This window comes from Blastococcus sp. TF02-09 (assembly GCF_003319105.1).
GTDB lineage: Bacteria > Actinomycetota > Actinomycetes > Mycobacteriales > Geodermatophilaceae > Blastococcus.
This window is the reverse complement of sequence record NZ_QOHH01000002.1, coordinates 131560-149215: the sequence shown is the minus strand read 5'-3', so window position 1 is coordinate 149215 and position 17656 is coordinate 131560. Positions and strand designations below refer to the sequence as shown.

17 protein-coding genes are annotated in these 17656 nt (G+C 73.3%); 8 read left to right on the top strand and 9 right to left on the bottom strand.

Annotated elements, in window-relative coordinates:
- The first annotated feature begins 96 nt into the window (after positions 1-96).
- The 4 genes from DQ239_RS03115 to DQ239_RS03100 all read left to right on the top strand — a co-directional run bounded on the left by DQ239_RS03115 (position 97) and on the right by DQ239_RS03100 (position 4561).
- A complete protein-coding gene (locus tag DQ239_RS03115) occupies positions 97-951 on the top strand; it encodes an ABC transporter ATP-binding protein (protein ID WP_113832811.1) in 855 nt (284 codons plus the stop codon).
- The gene (locus DQ239_RS03110; protein WP_113832810.1) at positions 948-1760 is read left to right on the top strand and encodes an ABC transporter permease; all 813 of its coding nucleotides are present in this window, start codon (positions 948-950) and stop codon (positions 1758-1760) included. The genes DQ239_RS03115 and DQ239_RS03110 overlap by 4 nt, the downstream gene beginning before the upstream one ends.
- A gap of 8 nt (positions 1761-1768) precedes the next feature.
- Positions 1769-2833 carry an adenosine deaminase gene (locus DQ239_RS03105; RefSeq protein ID WP_233488692.1) on the top strand — a complete coding sequence of 355 codons (1065 nt, stop codon included), beginning with the start codon at positions 1769-1771 and terminating at the stop codon, positions 2831-2833.
- 240 nt (positions 2834-3073) lie between these two features.
- The gene (locus DQ239_RS03100) at positions 3074-4561 is read left to right on the top strand and encodes a DEAD/DEAH box helicase (RefSeq protein ID WP_113832808.1); all 1488 of its coding nucleotides are present in this window, start codon (positions 3074-3076) and stop codon (positions 4559-4561) included.
- A 67-nt stretch (positions 4562-4628) separates the two neighbouring features.
- On the opposite strand, the gene DQ239_RS03095 is transcribed toward DQ239_RS03100, so the two are convergent.
- The 5 genes from DQ239_RS03095 to DQ239_RS03075 all read right to left on the bottom strand — a co-directional run bounded on the left by DQ239_RS03095 (position 4629) and on the right by DQ239_RS03075 (position 9817).
- Positions 4629-6017 carry a hypothetical protein gene (locus tag DQ239_RS03095; RefSeq protein ID WP_113832807.1) on the bottom strand — a complete coding sequence of 463 codons (1389 nt, stop codon included), beginning with the start codon at positions 6015-6017 and terminating at the stop codon, positions 4629-4631.
- A 42-nt stretch (positions 6018-6059) separates the two neighbouring features.
- Complete coding sequence (locus DQ239_RS03090; RefSeq protein ID WP_233488691.1) at positions 6060-6932, bottom strand: aldehyde dehydrogenase family protein; 873 nt, start codon at positions 6930-6932, stop codon at positions 6060-6062.
- Entirely contained in the window at positions 6929-8371 is a 1443-nt protein-coding gene (locus DQ239_RS03085) for an aldehyde dehydrogenase family protein (RefSeq protein ID WP_113832806.1), read from the bottom strand. Before DQ239_RS03085 ends, DQ239_RS03090 begins: the two co-directional genes overlap by 4 nt.
- Positions 8372-8378: 7 nt before the next feature.
- The gene (gene deoC / locus DQ239_RS03080) at positions 8379-9374 is read right to left on the bottom strand and encodes a deoxyribose-phosphate aldolase (RefSeq protein ID WP_113833284.1); all 996 of its coding nucleotides are present in this window, start codon (positions 9372-9374) and stop codon (positions 8379-8381) included.
- 86 nt (positions 9375-9460) lie between these two features.
- Entirely contained in the window at positions 9461-9817 is a 357-nt protein-coding gene (locus DQ239_RS03075) for a hypothetical protein (protein WP_199582548.1), read from the bottom strand.
- A gap of 376 nt (positions 9818-10193) precedes the next feature.
- Here DQ239_RS03075 and DQ239_RS03070 point away from each other — a divergent pair, with 376 nt between their 5' ends.
- From DQ239_RS03070 to DQ239_RS03060, 3 genes are read left to right on the top strand one after another with little or no spacing between them, the layout of a single operon-like run.
- Positions 10194-11711: an HNH endonuclease signature motif containing protein gene (locus tag DQ239_RS03070; RefSeq protein WP_233488689.1), complete on the top strand. Its 1518-nt coding sequence runs from the start codon at positions 10194-10196 to the stop codon at positions 11709-11711.
- Positions 11712-11767: 56 nt separating this feature from the next.
- Positions 11768-12391, top strand: a complete 624-nt coding sequence (gene upp / locus DQ239_RS03065; protein ID WP_113832804.1) for a uracil phosphoribosyltransferase — start codon at positions 11768-11770, stop codon at positions 12389-12391.
- Between the two features lie 2 nt (positions 12392-12393).
- Complete coding sequence (locus tag DQ239_RS03060; protein ID WP_113832803.1) at positions 12394-13284, top strand: Gfo/Idh/MocA family oxidoreductase; 891 nt, start codon at positions 12394-12396, stop codon at positions 13282-13284.
- Positions 13285-13296: 12 nt separating this feature from the next.
- Here DQ239_RS03060 and DQ239_RS03055 read toward each other — a convergent pair whose 3' ends face one another.
- From DQ239_RS03055 to DQ239_RS03045, 3 genes are all read right to left on the bottom strand, one after another.
- Positions 13297-13860: a dihydrofolate reductase family protein gene (locus DQ239_RS03055; protein ID WP_113832802.1), complete on the bottom strand. Its 564-nt coding sequence runs from the start codon at positions 13858-13860 to the stop codon at positions 13297-13299.
- Positions 13861-13928: 68 nt separating this feature from the next.
- Entirely contained in the window at positions 13929-14396 is a 468-nt protein-coding gene (locus DQ239_RS20795) for a hypothetical protein (RefSeq protein WP_233488687.1), read from the bottom strand.
- 431 nt (positions 14397-14827) lie between these two features.
- Entirely contained in the window at positions 14828-15409 is a 582-nt protein-coding gene (locus DQ239_RS03045; protein ID WP_147251983.1) for a DUF6318 family protein, read from the bottom strand.
- A gap of 151 nt (positions 15410-15560) precedes the next feature.
- On the opposite strand from DQ239_RS03045, the gene DQ239_RS03040 reads away from it, so the two are divergent.
- Positions 15561-16049 (top strand): DUF805 domain-containing protein, encoded by a 489-nt coding sequence (locus DQ239_RS03040; RefSeq protein ID WP_158544776.1) that lies wholly within the window; start codon positions 15561-15563, stop codon positions 16047-16049.
- On the opposite strand, the gene DQ239_RS03035 is transcribed toward DQ239_RS03040, so the two are convergent.
- Positions 16029-17654, bottom strand: a complete 1626-nt coding sequence (locus tag DQ239_RS03035; protein ID WP_113832798.1) for a phospho-sugar mutase — start codon at positions 17652-17654, stop codon at positions 16029-16031. The two genes, DQ239_RS03040 and DQ239_RS03035, sit on opposite strands and share 21 nt — an antisense overlap.
- Positions 17655-17656 lie beyond the last annotated feature (2 nt).

The window sequence follows — 17656 nt, the reverse complement described above, 5'->3', positions numbered from 1 at the left end:
GTCACACACGGGGAGGGAGCAGACTGTGCACCCGTGCAGAAGGACCACCTCCTCCCGACCACTCGCGAGGTCGCGGCTGGACCCGGGAGGCGGCCGATGGAACCCGACCCGGAGGCCGCGATCTCCGTCCGGGGCCTGGTCAAGCGGTACGGCGACTTCACCGCGGTGGACGGCCTGGACCTGGACATCCACCGGGGTGAGATCTTCGCGCTGCTGGGCCCCAACGGCGCCGGCAAGACGACGACGGTCGAGATCTGCGAGGGCTACCGCGCGCGCGACGCCGGCGAGGTGCGCGTGCTCGGCGAGGACCCGGCCGAGGGCTCCCGGGCGTGGAAGGCGCGCCTGGGCATCGTGCTCCAGTCCGGCTCGGGCGACAGCCAGTTGACCGTGCGGGAGCTGGTGGCCGCCCAGGCGTCGTACTACGCCGACCCGCGCGACGTCGACGAGGTGCTCGCGCTGGTCGGCCTCACCGAGAAGGCCGGTGTCCGCGGCCGGTTGCTGTCCGGCGGGCAGCGGCGCCGGCTGGACGTGGCCCTGGGCATCGTGGGCCGCCCGACCCTGCTCTTCCTCGACGAGCCCACCACCGGCTTCGACCCGGAGGCCCGGCGGCAGTTCTGGTCGCTGATCCGGTCCCTGCGCGACCTGGGCACCACCATGCTGCTCACCACCCACTACCTGGACGAGGCCGAGGCCCTGGCCGACCGGGTGGGTGTCATCGCCGGCGGCCGGCTGGTCGAGGTCGCCGTCCCCGGTGCCCTGGGCGGCCGGGAGACCGCGCCGGCCGTCGTCAGCTGGAGCGAGGACGGCGTCCGCCGGTCGCAGGCCACCGCGACGCCGACCGCCTTCGTGGCCGAGCTCGCCGCCCGCTTCTCCGGCGAGGTCCCCGACCTCGCCGTCACCCGCCCGACGCTCGAGGACGTGTACCTGCAGATGATCGGCGACGCCCGATGACGGCTCCCGCCCGCGAGGCCCCGGCGCTGCCCCCGCTGGCGTCGGTCTACCGCTCGCGCGTGTCGGTGGAGCTCAAGGAGTTCTTCCGCCAGCGCGAGTCGGTGGTCTTCACGCTGCTGCTGCCGGTCCTGCTGCTCGTGGTCTTCGGCGCGGTGCTGAACTTCGACCTGGGCGACGGCGTCAGCTTCACCCAGTACTTCATGGCCGGGATCATCGCCGCCGGCATCCTGGGCGCCAGCCTGCAGAACATGGCGATCAGCATCGCCACCGAGCGCTCGGACGGGACGCTCAAGCACCTGGCCGGGACGCCGATGCCGCGCAGCGCCTTCTTCATCGGGAAGATCGTGCAGGTGCTGGCGGTGACGCTGGTCAGCATCGTCATCCTGCTGCTGGTCGGCGTCGTGTTCTACGGGGTCGACCTGCCCACGGGCAGCGACTGGCTCACCTTCGCCTGGGTGACGGTGCTGGGTGCGGCGGCCTGCACGCTGCTGGGCATCGCCATCTCCAGCATCGCGAAGAACGGCCGCTCGGCCTCGGCCACGGTGACGCCGTTCGCGCTGCTGCTGCAGTTCGTCTCCGGCGTCTTCTTCCAGTTCAGCGAGATCCCGCACTGGATGCAGGTGTTCGCCTCGCTCTTCCCGCTCAAGTGGATGGCCCAGGGCCTGCGCTCGGTGTTCCTGCCCGACGCCCTGGCCGCCGACGAGCCGGCCGGCAGCTGGGAGCTGGAACGCGTCGCGCTGGTGCTCGGCCTCTGGTGCATCGCCGGGCTGGTGCTGTGCATCCGCTCCTTCCGTTGGCAGGACAGGTGAACGATCCGGTGGACCTCGCATCGATCCGGCAGGCCCCGAAGGTCCTGCTGCACGACCACCTCGACGGCGGCCTGCGCCCGCAGACGGTGCTGGAGCTCGCCGCGGAGCACGGGTACCGGGAGCTGCCGGCCGACGACGCCGAGAGCCTGGGCCGCTGGTTCCGCCAGGCCGCCGACAGCGGCTCGCTGGTGCGGTACCTGGAGACCTTCGCCCACACGGTCGGCGTGATGCAGACCCCCGACGCCGTCCACCGGGTGGCGCGCGAGTGCGCGCTGGACCTCGCCGCCGACGGCGTCGTGCTCGCCGAGGTCCGCTTCGCGCCGGAGCTGGCCACGGCCGGCGGCACGGCGATCGAGGCCGTCGTGGAGGCCATGGTCGACGGCTTCGCGGTCGGCGCGGCCGAGGCGACCGCGGCCGGCACCCCGATCCGGGTCGGCGCGCTGCTGTGCGCCATGCGGCAGGCCGACCGCTGGGAGGAGGTGGCCGGTCTCGTCGTCCGCTACCGCGACGCGGGCGTCGTCGGCTTCGACCTGGCCGGCCCCGAGATCGGCTTCCCGCCCGACCGCATCCCGGCCGCGATCGACCTGCTGGACCGCGCCGGCGCGCACCGCACCATCCACGCCGGCGAGGCGGCCGGCACCGACAGCATCCGCGCCGCGCTGGACGGGGCCCGTGCCGAACGGCTGGGGCACGGGATCCGGATCGCCGACGAGGTCGCCGGCGACGGCGCGCTCGGGCCGGTGGTGCGGCGGGTGCTCGACGAGCAGGTGCCGCTGGAGGTCGCGCCGTCGTCGAACGTGCAGACCGGCGCCTACCCGTCGCTGGCCGGCCACCCGGTCGACCGGCTGCACCGGCTGGGCTTCGCCGTCACCGTGAACACCGACAACCGGCTGATGAGCGGCGTCTCGGCGAGCAGTGAGCTGGCCGACGTCGCGGCCGCCTTCGGATGGAGCTGGGACGACGTGCAGACGGTCACCGAGCGTGCGCTGGCAGCGGCCTTCCTCGACGACGCCGAGCGCGCGCGGCTGCTCACCGACGTGGTCCGGCCCGGGTACGCCGCCCTCCGGGGCTGACGGAGGGTGACCGTCCCCACCTCCGCGCGGGGAATCTCCGAGGGGCCTGCGCTGCTAGCCTGGGGGTACCGGCACAACGCCGGTCATCCTCCCGGACGGAACGTCCGGGCACGAGCGCATCCGTGCAGATCCCGCGTTCCACCCCTGGGCGCAAGCGATCGCCAGTAGGAACGCGGCGCCCCGCCGTGACTTCCTTTTCCACGGGACCGCGCTCCGAGCTGTATCGGAGCCCCACCCCGCATGACTGTGGTCAACCCTGTCTCGTTCGAGTCGAACGAGGCCGACCCCACCATCGAGAACACCACCACCACCGAGGCCGCCGCGGAGCCGACCGGCCCCACGTTCGGCCAGCTGGGCCTGCCCCAGCAGCTGGTGACCGCCCTCGAGCGGCGCGGCATCCACCGCCCGTTCGCCATCCAGACCTCCGCCCTCCCCGACGCCCTCGCCGGCCGCGACGTGCTCGGCAAGGCCGCCACCGGCTCGGGCAAGACCCTCGCCTTCGGCCTGCCGCTGCTCGCCCGCATCGGCGCGGAGGTGAAGCAGGGCCGCCGTGCCCCGCGCGGTCTGGTCCTCGTGCCGACCCGCGAGCTCGCCCAGCAGGTGCACGACAACCTGGCCCCGCTGGGCCAGGCGACCGGCGTGCAGCTCGCCACCGTCTACGGCGGCGCGCCCATGTACCGGCAGATCCAGCAGCTGCGCCGCGGCGTGGACGTCGTCATCGCCACCCCGGGCCGCCTGCAGGACCTGATCAGCCAGGGCGAGGCCACCCTCGCCGAGGTCGTCGTCACGGTCCTCGATGAGGCCGACTTCATGGCCGACCTGGGCTTCCTCCCGGTCGTCAAGGAGCTGCTCGACCAGACCGCCCCCGACGCCCAGCGGCTGCTGTTCTCGGCCACGCTGGACGGCGAGGTCGACGCCCTGGTGCGCCGCTACCTCAAGGACCCGGCCCGGCACGAGGTCAAGCGCGCCGGTGACGACGCCCCGCCGGCCGAGCACCTGGCGTTCACGCTGGCCTTCCGCGACAAGCTGCAGGTGGCCACCGAGCTGGCCTCCCGCCCGGGCCGGACGATCGTCTTCGCCCGCACGCAGCTGGGCGTCGACCGGCTCACCGAGAACCTGAAGGCCGCCGGCATCAAGGCCGAGGCGATCCACGGCGGGCTGCCGCAGTCGGCGCGCCGCCGGGCTCTCGAGGAGTTCACCGACGCCCGCTCGCCGGTGCTGGTCGCCACCGACGTCGCCGCCCGCGGCATCCACGTCGACGACGTCTCGCTGGTCCTGCACTACGACCCGCCGACGGACGCCAAGACCTACCTGCACCGCTCGGGCCGCACCGCCCGCGCGGGTGCCGGCGGCGTCGTCGTGTCGCTCCTGCTGCCCGACCAGGTCGGCCAGGCCAAGCGCCGGTTCCGCACGGCCAAGGTCGACCCGCCCCTGGACCGGACGCGGCCCGGCGACAAGCCGATCCTCGACCTGATCGCCACCGGCGTGCCGGTGGAGCCCAAGGAGCGCACGCACCGCGACATGCGCCGCGGTGGCGGTGGCCCCGGCGGCCGTCCGCGTCGCGACGGCGAGCGCCCCAGCGGGTCGCGCGGCGGCCCGCGTCGCTCCTACGGCGACCGCCCCCGGCCCGCCGGCGAGCGGTCCCACGGCGGCAGCGGCGAGCGGTCCTACGGCGACCGCGGTCGCCCGGGCGGGCGGCCCGGCCGCCCCTCGCGCCACGGCAGCTGACACCTGAACGACCGAGCGGCCGGTCCCGGGATCTCCCGGGGCCGGCCGCTCTGCGTCGTGCGTCGCCTCAGTGGCGGAAGACGAGCTTCCCGCTGACCAGGGTGACGATCTCGTCCCAGGCGGGGCGCACCGCTGCGGCGTCCTCGGGGCGCAGCACGGCATCGGGCTGGCGCTCGCCGATCGCCACGGCCCGGCCCAGCGGGGCGGTGGGGGAGAGCAGCTCCTCGACCCGCGGCAGCGACGCGTACTCGGCGAGGTCCCGCGCGCCCTCCACCGGCTGGGCGAGCGACGCGTGGCCGACCAGCCCGGCGGCGCCGTCGGCCACCTCGCCGAGCACCTCGGACAGCCCGGCCAGGTCGTAGCGGTCCTGCTCCGACGGCAGCGGCGGGGTGTCGGTGGCGGCGACCTCCGGCCAGGAGGCGATCTCGGTGAGGTCGTGGGCCTCGGTGCCCGCGCAGAAGCGGCGGAGCTCCGCCGGGGTGTCGAAGAGGAAGACCTCGCCGTCCCGCCCGAGGAACCGCGCGACGTCGTCGACGTAGCAGCGCAGGGTGAGGCCGGCCCCCTCGGGCACGACCACCTCGACCGGCAGGATGCCGACGCCCTCCCAGAACCCGGTCGCCTTGGCGACCGCGGCCGGGTCGTGCGCCAAGCGCCCGCCACCCCCGGCGATGGTCCGCACGCCGGCGGTGTCGCGCGCGTCGCCGGTCTCGAGGTCGTCGTCCTCGTCCTCGTCGTCGAGGTCGTCGTCCACGGCGATCGGGGCGGCCGCGGAGGCCGACGGGTAGTCGGTCACCGAGACGGTGGCCGCGCCGGTCCAGTCCAGGTGCTCGCCGAGCTCCTCGACGACGTCCTCCCACAGCTCGTCGAGGGCGGTGCCGACCCCGAGCCAGGCGTCCTCGCCGGAGCGGCCGACGAAGGCCTCGGCGCCCAGGCCCAGCGAGCCGATCTCGGGCTTGGCGACCAGCTCGGCGACGGCCTCGAACTCGGTGTCGTCCTCGTCCAGGTCGTCGTCGTCCTCGTCCGCGGTGTCGAGGCACTCGGCCAGCCGGCTGACGATGTCGATCGTGGCGGCCAGCTCCTCGACCGCCCAGCGGTCCGGGTCCTCGGCGGCGACGTCGTACACGCCGTCGAGGTCGAAGCGGTGGTCGTCGTCAGGGGTCAGATCGGCGGCACCGAGGCCGGCCACGACCGGCCAGACCGGGTGGTCGGCGAGGTCGTGGTCGGTGCTGGAGCGGCAGAAGGCGGCCAGGGCCGCGGGGGAGGGGAAGAGGTGGACGACGGCGGTGGGCACCGGGTTCTCCGGGTCGTCGTCGTTGATGTCGGCTCGGACCCCGACCGTGGTGCCGAGGAACGCCTGCCACTCCTCGCCGTCCTCCTCCCACGGGGGAGCCCACAGCGTGTAGCCGGTTCGGTCGTCGAGGGTCAGTGCGATGGGAACGATGCTGGGCCTGGCCACGGGGACACTTTTCCAGGTACCCCCGTGGTCGCGCGCGGCGGTTCAGACACCCATCGGATGCCACACCGTCTTGGTCTCCAGGAACGGGGTCATCCGGGTGAGCCCGGGGTCGGCGGTCCAGTCCGGCTCGGTGGCCGGCGGGCGCACGACGCGCTTGATGGTGCCGGCGGCCTCCCGCTCGAACTCCATCGCGCGCTTCGGCGGGGCGCCGGTGAGGTCGATGCCGTCGACGTCGGCGTGCTCGGCCAGCCAGGTGCCCAGCTCCTCGGCGTCCCCGGTGAGCAGGTTGGCCACCCCGCCCGGGACGTCGCTGGTGGCCAGCACCTCGGCCAGGGTGACCGCCGGCAGCGGCCGGTCCTTCGACGTGACGACGACGGCGGTGTTGCCCGTGGCGAGGACGGGGGCCAGGACGCTGACCAGACCGAGCAAGCTCGACTGCTGCGGGGCCAGGACCGCCACCACCCCGGTCGGCTCGGGCGTCGAGAAGTCGAAGTACGGGCCCGCGACGGGGTTGGCGCCGCCCAGCACGGCGGCCAGCTTGTCGGTCCAGCCGGCGTACCAGACCCAGCGGTCGATGGCGGCGTCGACGGCGGCCCGCGCCTTCGAGGAGCTGAGGCCCTCGCCGGCGGCGACCTCCTCGCAGAACTGGACGTGCCGGCCCTCCATCACCTCGGCCACGCGGTAGAGCACCTGGCCGCGGTTGTAGGCCGTGGCGCCCGACCACTTCGGGAAGGCGGCCCGGGCGGCGACGACGGCGTCCCGGGCGTCCTTGCGCGAGGCGCGGGCGGCGTTGGCGAGGAAGTGGCCTTTGGCGTCGGTGACCTCGTAGGTGCGGCCGGACTCCGACCGCGGGAAGGCGCCGTTCACGTAGAGCTTGTAGGTCTTGCGCACGGCGAGCCGGTCGTTCCCGATCACTGGTCTGCACCTTCCAGGTACGCGGCCAGGCCGTGGCGGCCGCCCTCGCGGCCGTAGCCGGACTGCTTGTAGCCGCCGAAGGGCGACGTCGGGTCGAACTTGTTGAAGGTGTTGGCCCACACCACGCCGGCGCGGAGCTGGTCCGCGATCCTCAGGATGCGCGAGCCCTTCTCCGACCAGATGCCGGCCGAGAGCCCGTAGGTGCTGTTGTTCGCCTTGGCGACCGCCTCGTCCGGCGTCCGGAAGGTCAGCACCGACAGCACCGGGCCGAAGATCTCGTCGCGGGCGATCCGGTGCGCGGGGGAGACGTCGGTGAAGACCGTCGGCGGGTACCAGAAACCGCGGTCGGGTAGGTCGCACGCCGGCTGCCAGCGCTGGGCGCCCTCGGCCTCGCCGATGTCGGAGAGCTCGCGGATGCGGGCGAGCTGCTCGGCGGAGTTGATCGCGCCGATGTCGGTGTTCTTGTCCAGCGGGTCGCCGACGCGCAGGGTGCCGATGCGCCGCTGCAGGCCGGCGATGACCTCGTCGTGGATCGACTCCTGCACCAGCAGCCGGGAGCCTGCGCAGCAGACGTGGCCCTGGTTGAAGAAGATCCCCTGCACGATGCCCTCGACGGCCTGGTCGATCGGGGCGTCGTCGAAGACGATGTTCGCCGCCTTGCCGCCGAGCTCCAGCGTCAGCTTCTTGCGGGTTCCGGCGACCGCGCGGGCGATCTGCCGGCCGACGTCCGTGGAGCCGGTGAACGCGACCTTGTCGACGTCGCCGTGCTCGACCACCGCCCGGCCGGTGTCACCGGCGCCGGTGACGATGTTGACCACGCCCGCGGGCAGGTCGGCCTGGCGGCAGATCTCGGCGAACAGCAGCGCGGTCAGCGGCGTGGTCTCGGCCGGCTTGAGGACGACGGTGTTGCCGGCGGCCAGGGCCGGGGCGACCTTCCACGCCAGCATGAGCAGCGGGAAGTTCCACGGGATGACCTGGCCGGCGACGCCGAGCGGCCGCGGCTTGGTGCCGAGACCGACGTGGTCGAGCTTGTCGGCCCAGCCGGCGTAGTAGAAGAAGTGCGCCGCGGCCAGGGGGACGTCGACGTCGCGGGACTCCCGGATCGGCTTGCCGTTGTCCAGCGACTCCAGGACGGCGAACTCGCGGGCGCGCTCCTGCAGCAGGCGGGCGATGCGGAAGAGGTACTTGCCGCGGTCGGCCGGCCGCAGAGGGCCCCAGGTCTTGTCGAAGGCGCGGCGGGCGGCGCGGACGGCGCGGTCGACGTCGGCCTCGCTGCCGGCGGAGACCTCGGTCAGCACCTCCTCGGTCGCCGGGTTCACCGTCTTGAACGACTCGCCGGTGCCGTCGACGAACTCGCCGTCGATGAACAGCCCGTAGGAGGGCGCGATGTCGACGATCGACCGCGACTCGGGGGCGGGGGCGTATTCGAAAACGCTCATGGGTCGGTCAGTCCACGCTCACGTAGTCGGGGCCGGAGTAGTGGCCGGTGCGCAGCTTCTGGCGCTGCAGCAGGAGGTCGTTGAGCAGGCTGGAGGCGCCGAAGCGGAACCAGTCGGGGTCGAGCCAGTCGGGGCCGACGGTCTCGTTGATGAGCACGAGGTGCTTGACGGCGTCCTTGGTCGTGCGGATGCCGCCGGCGGGCTTGAAGCCGACCTGGCGACCGGTGGCGGCGCGGAAGTCGCGGACCGCCTCGAGCATCACCAGGGCGACGGGCAGCGTCGCGGCGGGGCTCACCTTGCCGGTGGAGGTCTTGATGAAGTCGCCGCCGGCGAGCATCGCGATCCAGCTGGCGCGGCGGACGTTGTCGAGGGTGACCAGCTCGCCGGTCTCGAGGATGACCTTGAGGTGGGCGTCGCCGCAGGCCTCCTTGACAGCGACGATCTCCTCGTAGACCTCGAGGTAGCGGCCGGCGAGGAACGCGCCCCGGTCGATGACCATGTCGATCTCGTCCGCGCCGTTCTGGACGGCGTCGCGCACGTCGGCGAGCTTGACCGCCCGGCTGGCGCGGCCGCTGGGGAACGCGGTGGCGACGGCGGCGACGTGCACGCCGCTGTTGCCGAGCGCCTCGCGGGCGACCCCTGCGAGGTCGCCGTAGACGCAGACCGCGGCCACGCGCGGGCAGGTCGGGTCGGTGGGGTCGGGGCGGAGCGCCTTGGCGGCCAGGCTGCGCACCTTGCCGGGGGTGTCGGCGCCCTCGAGCGTGGTGAGGTCGACCATCGAGATGGCGGTGTCGATCGCCCATGCCTTGGACGTGGTCTTGATCGAGCGGGTGCCGAGCTGCGCGACGCGTGCCTCGGCGCCCACCTGGTCCACCCCCGGCAGGCCGTGCAGGAAGGCGCGGAAGGCGGAGTCGGAGCGGGTCACGTCGCGGTACGGGGGCAGCGGCACGGACAGCGCCCGAGCGTCGTCCGACAGTGCGTCGGGGTCGAGCACGTGGGTCATGCCGGCCATTCTCCCCTGTCCGCGGTCGTGCTTCCGCTCCCGCTCACCCCGACGGAGGGGGATGCGCTCCGACGCCGTGCTGGAGGTCAGGCGAGGTCCTTGTCCAGGTGGACGAGATCGAGGCCGGCGTGCACGCGTTCCCGCCGGGACTCCCGGTAGCCGTGCCGCTCGTAGAGCCGGAGGTTCGCCGTGCTCAGGTGCCCCGTGAACAGCGTCGCCCACGCCGTTCTCCTCCCGGGTGCGCACGGCGCGACGAGCCGGCGTCCGGCCTGCGCGACGAGGCACCGGACCAGCTCCGCCCTGAGTTCGTCGAGGGTCTGCACGAGCGCCGGTAGCCGGGCGTCGTCGTAGAGCTGGGCCTCGGTCACGTAGGCAGCGCGCTGGAGGGTGAGCAGCTCACCGGCAGCGCGGGCGGGCAGTGCTCCGATCTCGATGGCGGGCACGTCCGCATTCTTCCGTGCTCCGCCGGACGTTCCCGCGGGAACGTGCGCGCCTGCGACGCCGACTCCGTCCGGTGCTGGTTCGGGACCGTCAGTGCCTCGGGTCGCAGGTGCGGCGGCCGCCGCTGTCCCCGTGGCCGCGTTCCCGCTCACCGTGTTCCCGCGGGAACACCCATGCCTCGGGAATGTGGAGAAGCAGCAGCGTCAGCCCGAGCCCGTCCTCACCAGGGGGCACCCGGCAGACACCGCTCGGTGTAGCCGCGGGCTCTGTTGCGGCCAGGCTCCGGGCACGTTCCCGCGGAAGCGTCCCGCCGTCGGCGGCACTCCGAACTGTCAGACCCCACCCGTACCTTCGATCACACGTTCGAAGGAGGAGCTCGTGGCGGAGAGACCCTTGCCAGACCTGGCCCGTGAGATCACTGCGGGTGCCGTGCGGCTTGCGGCCGCGACGGCGGCGTGGCTGCGGCTGATCGCGGAGTTCGACCGGCGGGAGGGCTGGAGTGCGCACGGCATCGTCTCGTGTGCGCACTGGCTGGCCTGGCAGTGCGGCATGGCGCCCGTCACGGCTCGCGAGCACGTCCGCGTCGCCCGGGCGCTGACCGGCCTCCCGCGTCTGGCGGCAGCCTTCGCGGAGGGGCGGCTGTCGTACTCGAAGGTGCGCGCGGTGACCCGCGTCGCCGAGCCGGAGACCGAGCAGACGCTCCTGGACCTCGCGCTCGCGGGAACCGCGTCCCAGGTCGAGCGCGCGGTGCGGGCCTGGCGGCGGAGCGACCGGGTCGACGAGGGCACCGTCGCCAGGAAGAAGGAGTTCCAGTACTGGTGGGACGACGACGGCACGCTGGTCGTCCGCATGCGCCTCGCGCCGGAGGACGGCGCCGACTTCCTCGCGGCGGTCGAGTCGCGCACCGAAACCGTGGCCCGGCGCGACCGGGCCGCGGAGAAGCGCGCCGCGGCCGACCACGCGCCCGACGCAGCCGGGGACGACGCGGCCGGGTCGGAGCGGGAGGCGCTGGCCGCCGCTCGCGAGCGCACCACGGCCCGTCGGTGTGCCGCCGTGGTGGACCTCGTCCGAGCGGGCAGGCGTGTCGATCGCCGGCCCGGCGACCCGCCTCTCCGGGAGGTCGTGGTGCACGCCGACGCCGCCGTGCTGGCCGAGGACGGCGCGGCCGGCCAGGCCTACCTGGAGGGCGGCCCCGCGCTGCACCCGGCTCAGGTCCGACGGATGCTCTGCGGCGCGGCGGTCGTCACCATGCTGGAACGGGGCCGGGAGGTGCTGGGCGTCGGACGGTCCCGTCGGCTGCCCACCCGTGCCCAGCGGCGCGCGCTGATCCGGCGGGACGGTGGGTGCGCCCGGCCCGGGTGCACCGAGACAAGGATCGAACGGCTGCACGCCCACCACATGCGGCATTGGCTGTTCGGCGGCGGCACCGATGTCGACAACCTGGTGCTGCTCTGCGACGTCGACCACGGACTGGTGCACGACCAGGACCTCGTCATGTCGCGTCGGGACGGGCGGCTGGTGGTGCTCACGCCGGACGGTCGGCGGGTGTGGGGCGCCGCCGACGCGGCGTTCGTCCATGGCGTGAGTGCGGACGCCACCGGCTCCGGCGATGCCTTCATCGGCGTGCAGCCGATCGACGAGCTCGCCGCCCGACGGCCGGTCGCCGCAGCCGCCGTCGCGCCCCGGGTGGCGCCGGCGGCACCGTCGGGCACCCGCCCCGTCGGCGACCTGGAGGCGCTGCTGTTCCCGTCCGGTCCGCCGGAGCTGCCGGTGGCGATGCAGGCGAACGGTGAACGGATGGATCTCGACCACGTCGTGTGGGTGCTGCTCGCCAGCCGTGACTTCCAGCGGCGGCTGGCCGCGGAGGCGCGGGGCCGGCCGCTGGTCGCGGCGTGAGCGAGCGGGGGAGGCGGCCCTGCTGACCTGCGCCACGGGCCGCTACCGTTCCTCCCGTGCAGCTCACCGTCGTCGACCACCCCCTGGCCCGCGCCCGGCTGAGCCGGATGCGCGACGAGCGCACCGACAACGCCGCCTTCCGCGCGGCCCTCCGCGAGCTGACCCAGATGCTGGTCTACGAGGCCACGCGGGAGCTGGCGGTGGCCGAGGAGCCGATCCGGACACCGGTCGTGGAGACCACCGGCTACCGACTGGCGGCGCCGCCGCTGATCGTGCCGGTGCTGCGCGCCGGCCTGGGCATGGCCGACACCGCGCACGGCATGCTGCCGGAGTCGCAGATGGGGTTCGTCGGCCTGGCGCGCAACGAGGAGACCTTCCAGCCCGAGGCCTACATGGCCTCCCTGCCGGAGACGCTGGTCGACCGGCACGTGTTCGTGCTCGACCCGATGCTGGCCACCGGCGGCTCGCTGGTGCACTGCTGCGGCCTGCTCACCGCCCGCGGCGCCACGCAGATCACCGTGCTGTGCGCCCTCGCGGCGCCCGAGGGCCTCCAGCGGCTGCGGGACAGCGGCCTGCCGCTGCGGGTGTTCACCGCCAGCATCGACGAGGGGCTCAACGAGAACGCCTACATCGTCCCGGGCCTGGGTGACGCGGGCGACCGCCAGTTCGGCGCGGTCTGACCGTGCGCTTCGGCGTCCTCGGCACCGGCCCGTGGGCGCGGGCCGTGCACGCTCCCGCTCTCGCCGGGCACCCGTCGGCCGAGCTGGTGGGGGTGTGGGGTCGCGACCTGGCCCGGGCCAAGGCGCTGGGGGCCGAGTTCGAGGTGCCGGGCTTCGCCGCCGTCGATGAGTTGCTGGGTCAGGTCGACGCGGTCTCGATCGCGCTCCCGCCGGACGTGCAGGCGCCGCTCGCCGAGCGCGCCGCAGCGGCCGGCAAGCACCTCGTGCTGGAGAAGCCGATCGCGCTCAGCGCCGAGGCAGCCGACCGCGTCGTGGCCGCCGTCCACGATTCCGGCGTCGCCTCGGTCGCCTTCTTCACGCTCCGCTTCCAGTCGGCGACCACCACCTGGCTCACCCAGGCTGCCCGCACCCAGCTCGCCGGGGGCGCCGGTTCCTGGCTCGCGTCGATCGACGGTTCGCCGTTCGGTGCCTCGCCCTGGCGGCAGGAGCACGGCGCGCTCTGGGACGTGGGTCCGCACGCGCTGTCGGTGCTGGTGCCGGCGCTCGGCCCGGTCGTCGCGGTGCAGGCCGGGGCCGGGCTGCGCGACACGGTGCACCTGGTGCTGACCCACGAGTCGGGGGCGGCGTCGACGGTCACGCTGTCGCTCACCGTGGCGCCCATGTCGGGCGGCGTCGAGTTCTTCGTCCACGGCGACGCCGGACGGCTGGTGCTGCTGCCGGACTCCGATCCGCCGGTCGACGCGTTCGCCCTCGCGGTCGACGAGCTCCAGGCGGCCGCGCTCACCGGCGGCACGCACCCGTGCGACGTCGTCTTCGGACGGGACGTCGTCGTGGTGCTGGAGACGGCCGCTCGTGCCCTGCAGACCGGCCATCGGGAGCGCGTGCCGCGCTGAGGCCCGTGGTGGTCAGCGCTGTACTTCGTACCGCAGCATCACCACGCCGTTGGTGAAGGGCCGCGTCTCGACCAGCCGCAGGTCAGCGGGCATCCCTTCGGACTCGAAGAGCCGGCGTCCGCGGCCCACCAGCACGGGGTTGACGAAGATCCGGTACTCGTCGATAAGACCGTGCCGGCGGAAGGACTCGGTCAGCACGGGGCCGCCCACGACCATGTCCCCGCCGGGCTGTGCCTGCAGCGCCCGGACCTCGTCAGGGACCACCTCGCGCACCACCGTCGCGTTGGGCCCGGCGGTGTCGAGGGTCGTCGAGTAGACGACCTTCGGCATGCCCCGCCAGATCTTGGCGAACTCCACGACGGGCGGCGGCGCATCGGGGTCCTCGTCCGCCGTCGGCCAGTACTCCTCCATGAGCTCGTAGGTGACCCGGCCCTCGAGGAAGGCGCTGCTCGTGGCCAGGAGCTCGTTGAAGAAGGAGTGCAGCTCCTCGTCGACGCGGTGCCAGCTGATGTCGCCGTCCGGCCCCTCGAAGTAGCCGTCGAGCGAGATCCCCAGGTGCATCACGATCTTCCGCATGGCCGTCTCCTCCTGGGCCCGGTGGCCCTCGCGTCTCTGACCGGGATGAACAGGCCCACTCATCGGTATCAGTCGAACGGGTTGGTGAGGACGGGGCGGGCTTGGAGGACGTCGAAGGTGACCGGTGGTCCGTCGGTGGTGGTGCTGCCGGGGACGGGGACGGTGAGGCCGCCGTCGATGGTGAAGGTCGCGGTCCAGGTGGTGGTGAGGGAGGCGGTGTAGCTGCCGCTGGCGTAGTCGTGGGTGATGGTGTGGTCGGGGTAGGGGGCGCCGGGGCCGGTGGTGGTGAGGTCGGTGCCGTCGCCGGTGTGCCAGGTGAAGGAGGTGGCGGTGGCGGTGATGTCGACGGTGAAGCCGCGGATGTCGAGGGTGAAGGTCTGGGTGGTGGGTCCGTCGGTGAAGAAGATGACGGGGAGTCCGACGAGGCCGTCGCCGGGTGGTTGCTGCTGGGTGGGTAGCTGGGGGAGCGGGAGGGTCTGGAAGTAGCGGAACACCTCAGCCGGCGACGGCGGCGGGTCCAGCGCCGTGACATCCACGCACCGTCGACCGAAGTTCTCCCATTCCCCGACCGGCGTTCCTGGAGGCGGTGGCGGTCCGATCGGTACGAAGCCGTCGATGGTCGTGTTGTCGGGCAGCATGAGTCGTTGACGCTCGACGATGTAATAGTTGACGACCCGGTCCGGCGCAGCGTTGCAGTCTCGGAAGTCGCTCGGACGGCAGGCTTCAATCTGGGCGTCGCTCACGACGCACGGCACGAGCAGGCGGTAGCGGTAGGGATTTGCTGGCGGAGAGGACCGGTCGGCATACGAGGCGTCGCCTTCGCCTCCGAGGAAGGAGGCTTCGAGGGCTCCTTCGCCGTAGGAGACGTCGGAACAGAACCTCTCCTCACAATCTGAGCCGGCCGCGTGGGCCGTGGACGTCGGCAGAGGCATCACCAGGACCGCCAGAAGGACCAGCAGCGCCCTTCTCATTCGAGGGTGAGAGCCGTCATGAGCCATGAATCCGTCGACTCGTTCCACCGGACTGCAGCCCCTCCCGAGAGGCCGAGATAGGCGCCAGAGCTGTCCTCCTGGTCAATCGCACCGGAAGCGTCCAGGACATTCAGAGCCGCCTGATCGACCTGCAGTGCCATTGACGCGGTACCGGTTTTCATCAGCGGCTCGCCGACGCCCAGGACGGTGATCTCACCACCCGAATACGTCTTCCCCGCTGCCGCGTCCTGCTCGATGCTCCCGGCGATCCGATCGCAGTCTCGGCAGCCGTCGCTGAAGTCGCGGAGGGGCTGGGCGTCCATGACGGTCGAGGTCCGGTTGATCAGCTCGATGTAGTAGCGGACGAAGGCCTCGGCTCCGGCGGCGTCCTGGGTGCGCGCCTCGTCGGGCATCGGCAGATCCTCGGGACCCAGCGGTGGCAGCGCGTCCTCGGTGGGCTCCGCGCTGCTCGTCGTCGGCAGGCTCCCGCTGGCCGCCTGCTTCTCCGAGCAGCCGGTCAGCACGGCGGCGCCGGCCAGAAGACAGGCGGCCACGTGCAGCGCCCACCGTCGCGTCACGTCGACCCTCCCATGTTGATCACCGGTCGCCGGAGACTACGCAGACCCGCGGCCACGTCGCACACGCAGCCTGTGGATAACTGCCTCGACCGATCCGAGGTTCATGCCAGCGTGTGACTCGTTGAGCAGCTGCCATGAGGAGCAGCCGCCGGTGGCTGGTCAGGAGGACATGGTGAAGTTCTGGGACTGGTACGTGCCGCGCGGGAGGGTGTCGCGCCAAGAGTTCTGGCTCAAGTACGTACTACCGAGCATCTTGCTCAGCGTCCTGGCCGCATGGGCAGACGGCGCGCTGGGGCTCCCGACGACCTCCACCGTGTCCGAGAGCGGGGCCGTCATCGGGGATTCGAGCGGCCCGCTGTCCGAATTGGCCTCCGTCTTCCTGTTCGTGCCCGGGATCGCCTCATTCGTCACTCGCCTCCACGACCAGGGCGACTCCGCGTGGCTCCTCCTGCTCGCGCTCATCCCGCTCGTCGGCGTCCTTTTGCTGATCGTCTTCGTCCTGTTCATCCGCGGCGGGAACCTGCCCAACCGTTATGGGCCGGCTCCCGCACCGATGCGGTGGCCCTGGCTCGGGAGAGCCCTGCGGCGGGCGGATCCGTCACACGATGACGCGCTGGAGCTAGAGGCCCAGCGCCGCTGACATCTCGGCGCGCAGTTGGTCCAGCTCGTCCTCGCCCCGCCCGCGCGCGGCGATGATCCCGGCGTCCTGGTGCACCGGCACCACGGTCTCCAGGTACGCCTTGAGCTTCGGCTCGGTGCCGCTGGGCCGCACGATCACGCGGACGCCGTCGCCGAGCAGCCGCACCGCGTCGACCGGCGGCTGCTCGTTCGCCAGATCGGCGTACGAGACCTCCCGGCCGAGCAGCGTGGCCGGGGGATTCGCCCGCACCCGGGCCATCGCGTCGGAGATCACCGAGAGGTCGTCGACGCGCACCGACAGCTGACCGGTCGCGAACAGCCCGTGCTCCAACGCCAGCTCGTCCAGCCGGTCCAGCAGCGTCCGCCCCGACTCCTCGAGCTCCGCGGCCAACAGGGCGACGGCCAGCGCGGCGGAGATCCCGTCCTTGTCCCGCGCCACCGACGGCGAGACCGTGTAGCCCAGCGCCTCCTCGTAGCCGTAGACCAGCGGCGCGCTCTCCGAGCCGGCCCGCATGATCCACTTGAACCCGGTCGGGGTCTCCTCCGACGGCACCCCGTGCGCGGCGGCGATCACGTGCATGAGCGAGCCGCTGACCAGCGACGACGCGAACGTCCCGCGCACCCCGCGGCGCAGCAGCCAGTCGGCCAGCAGCGCACCGACCTCGTCCCCGGTCAGCTGCCGCCCGTCGCAGACCACGGCGCAGCGGTCGGCGTCCGGGTCCTCGGCGATCGCGACGTCCGCGCCAACCCGGGCCGCCAGCGCCTTCAGCAGGTCGGTCGCCCCGGGCTCCTCCGGGTTGGGGAAGGCCACGGTGCGGAAGGTCGGGTCCGGCTCGTCCTGCTCGGGCACGCTGATCGGCTCGGCCAGCCCGGCGGCGGCGAACACCGCCCGCGTCGTGTCGGCGCCCACCCCGTGCATGGCCGTGTAGGCCACCCGCAGCGACCCGCGCGAGGCCACCCGCGAGGGCTCCAGCGCGGCCACCACCGCGGCCACGTAGTCGGCCGCGACGTCGTCGCCGAGGGTGAGCCACTCGTCCGCCAGCGGCACCTCCCGCGCCGGCCCCACCGCGGCGATCGCGGCCTCGATCTCCCGGTCCGCCGGGGGAACCAGCTGCGCGCCGTCGCTCAGGTAGACCTTGTAGCCGTTGTCGTCGGGCGGGTTGTGGCTGGCGGTCACCATGATCCCGGCGGCGCATCCCAGGTGCCGGACGGCGAACGACAGCACCGGCGTGGGCAGCGCCCGGGGGAGCACCTGCACCGCGAACCCCGCCGCCGACAGCACCGCCGCGGAGATCCGCGCGAACTCGTCGGACCGCCGGCGCGCGTCGTAGCCGATGACGATCCCGCCACCGGCCGAACCGGCGTCGCGCAGCCACGCGCCCAGCCCCGCCGCGGCCCGGGTGACGACGGCGGCGTTCATGCCGGCCGGCCCGGCGCGCAGCGGCCCGCGCAGCCCCGCCGTCCCGAAGGTCAGCGGGCCGGCGAAGCGTGCGCCCAGCTCCGCGAGGTCCCCGGCGTCGACGAGCGCGGAGATCTCCGCGCGGTCGCCGTCGTGCGGATCGGCGTCGGCCCAGGCGCGGGCGGTGGCGAGGAGGTCGTCGGTCATAC

What these genes read in the sequence shown, in the direction of transcription:
- DQ239_RS03115 (WP_113832811.1), top strand. Translation starts at nt 97, where the DNA reads ATGGAACCCGACCCGGAGGCCGCGATCTCCGTCCGGGGCCTGGTCAAG.
- DQ239_RS03085 (WP_113832806.1), bottom strand. Translation starts at nt 8,371, where the DNA reads ATGAGCGTTTTCGAATACGCCCCCGCCCCCGAGTCGCGGTCGATCGTC.
- deoC (WP_113833284.1), bottom strand. Translation starts at nt 9,374, where the DNA reads ATGACCCACGTGCTCGACCCCGACGCACTGTCGGACGACGCTCGGGCG.
- DQ239_RS03055 (WP_113832802.1), bottom strand. Translation starts at nt 13,860, where the DNA reads ATGCGGAAGATCGTGATGCACCTGGGGATCTCGCTCGACGGCTACTTC.
- DQ239_RS03110 (WP_113832810.1), top strand. Translation starts at nt 948, where the DNA reads ATGACGGCTCCCGCCCGCGAGGCCCCGGCGCTGCCCCCGCTGGCGTCG.
- DQ239_RS03100 (WP_113832808.1), top strand. Translation starts at nt 3,074, where the DNA reads ATGACTGTGGTCAACCCTGTCTCGTTCGAGTCGAACGAGGCCGACCCC.
- DQ239_RS03035 (WP_113832798.1), bottom strand. Translation starts at nt 17,654, where the DNA reads ATGACCGACGACCTCCTCGCCACCGCCCGCGCCTGGGCCGACGCCGAT.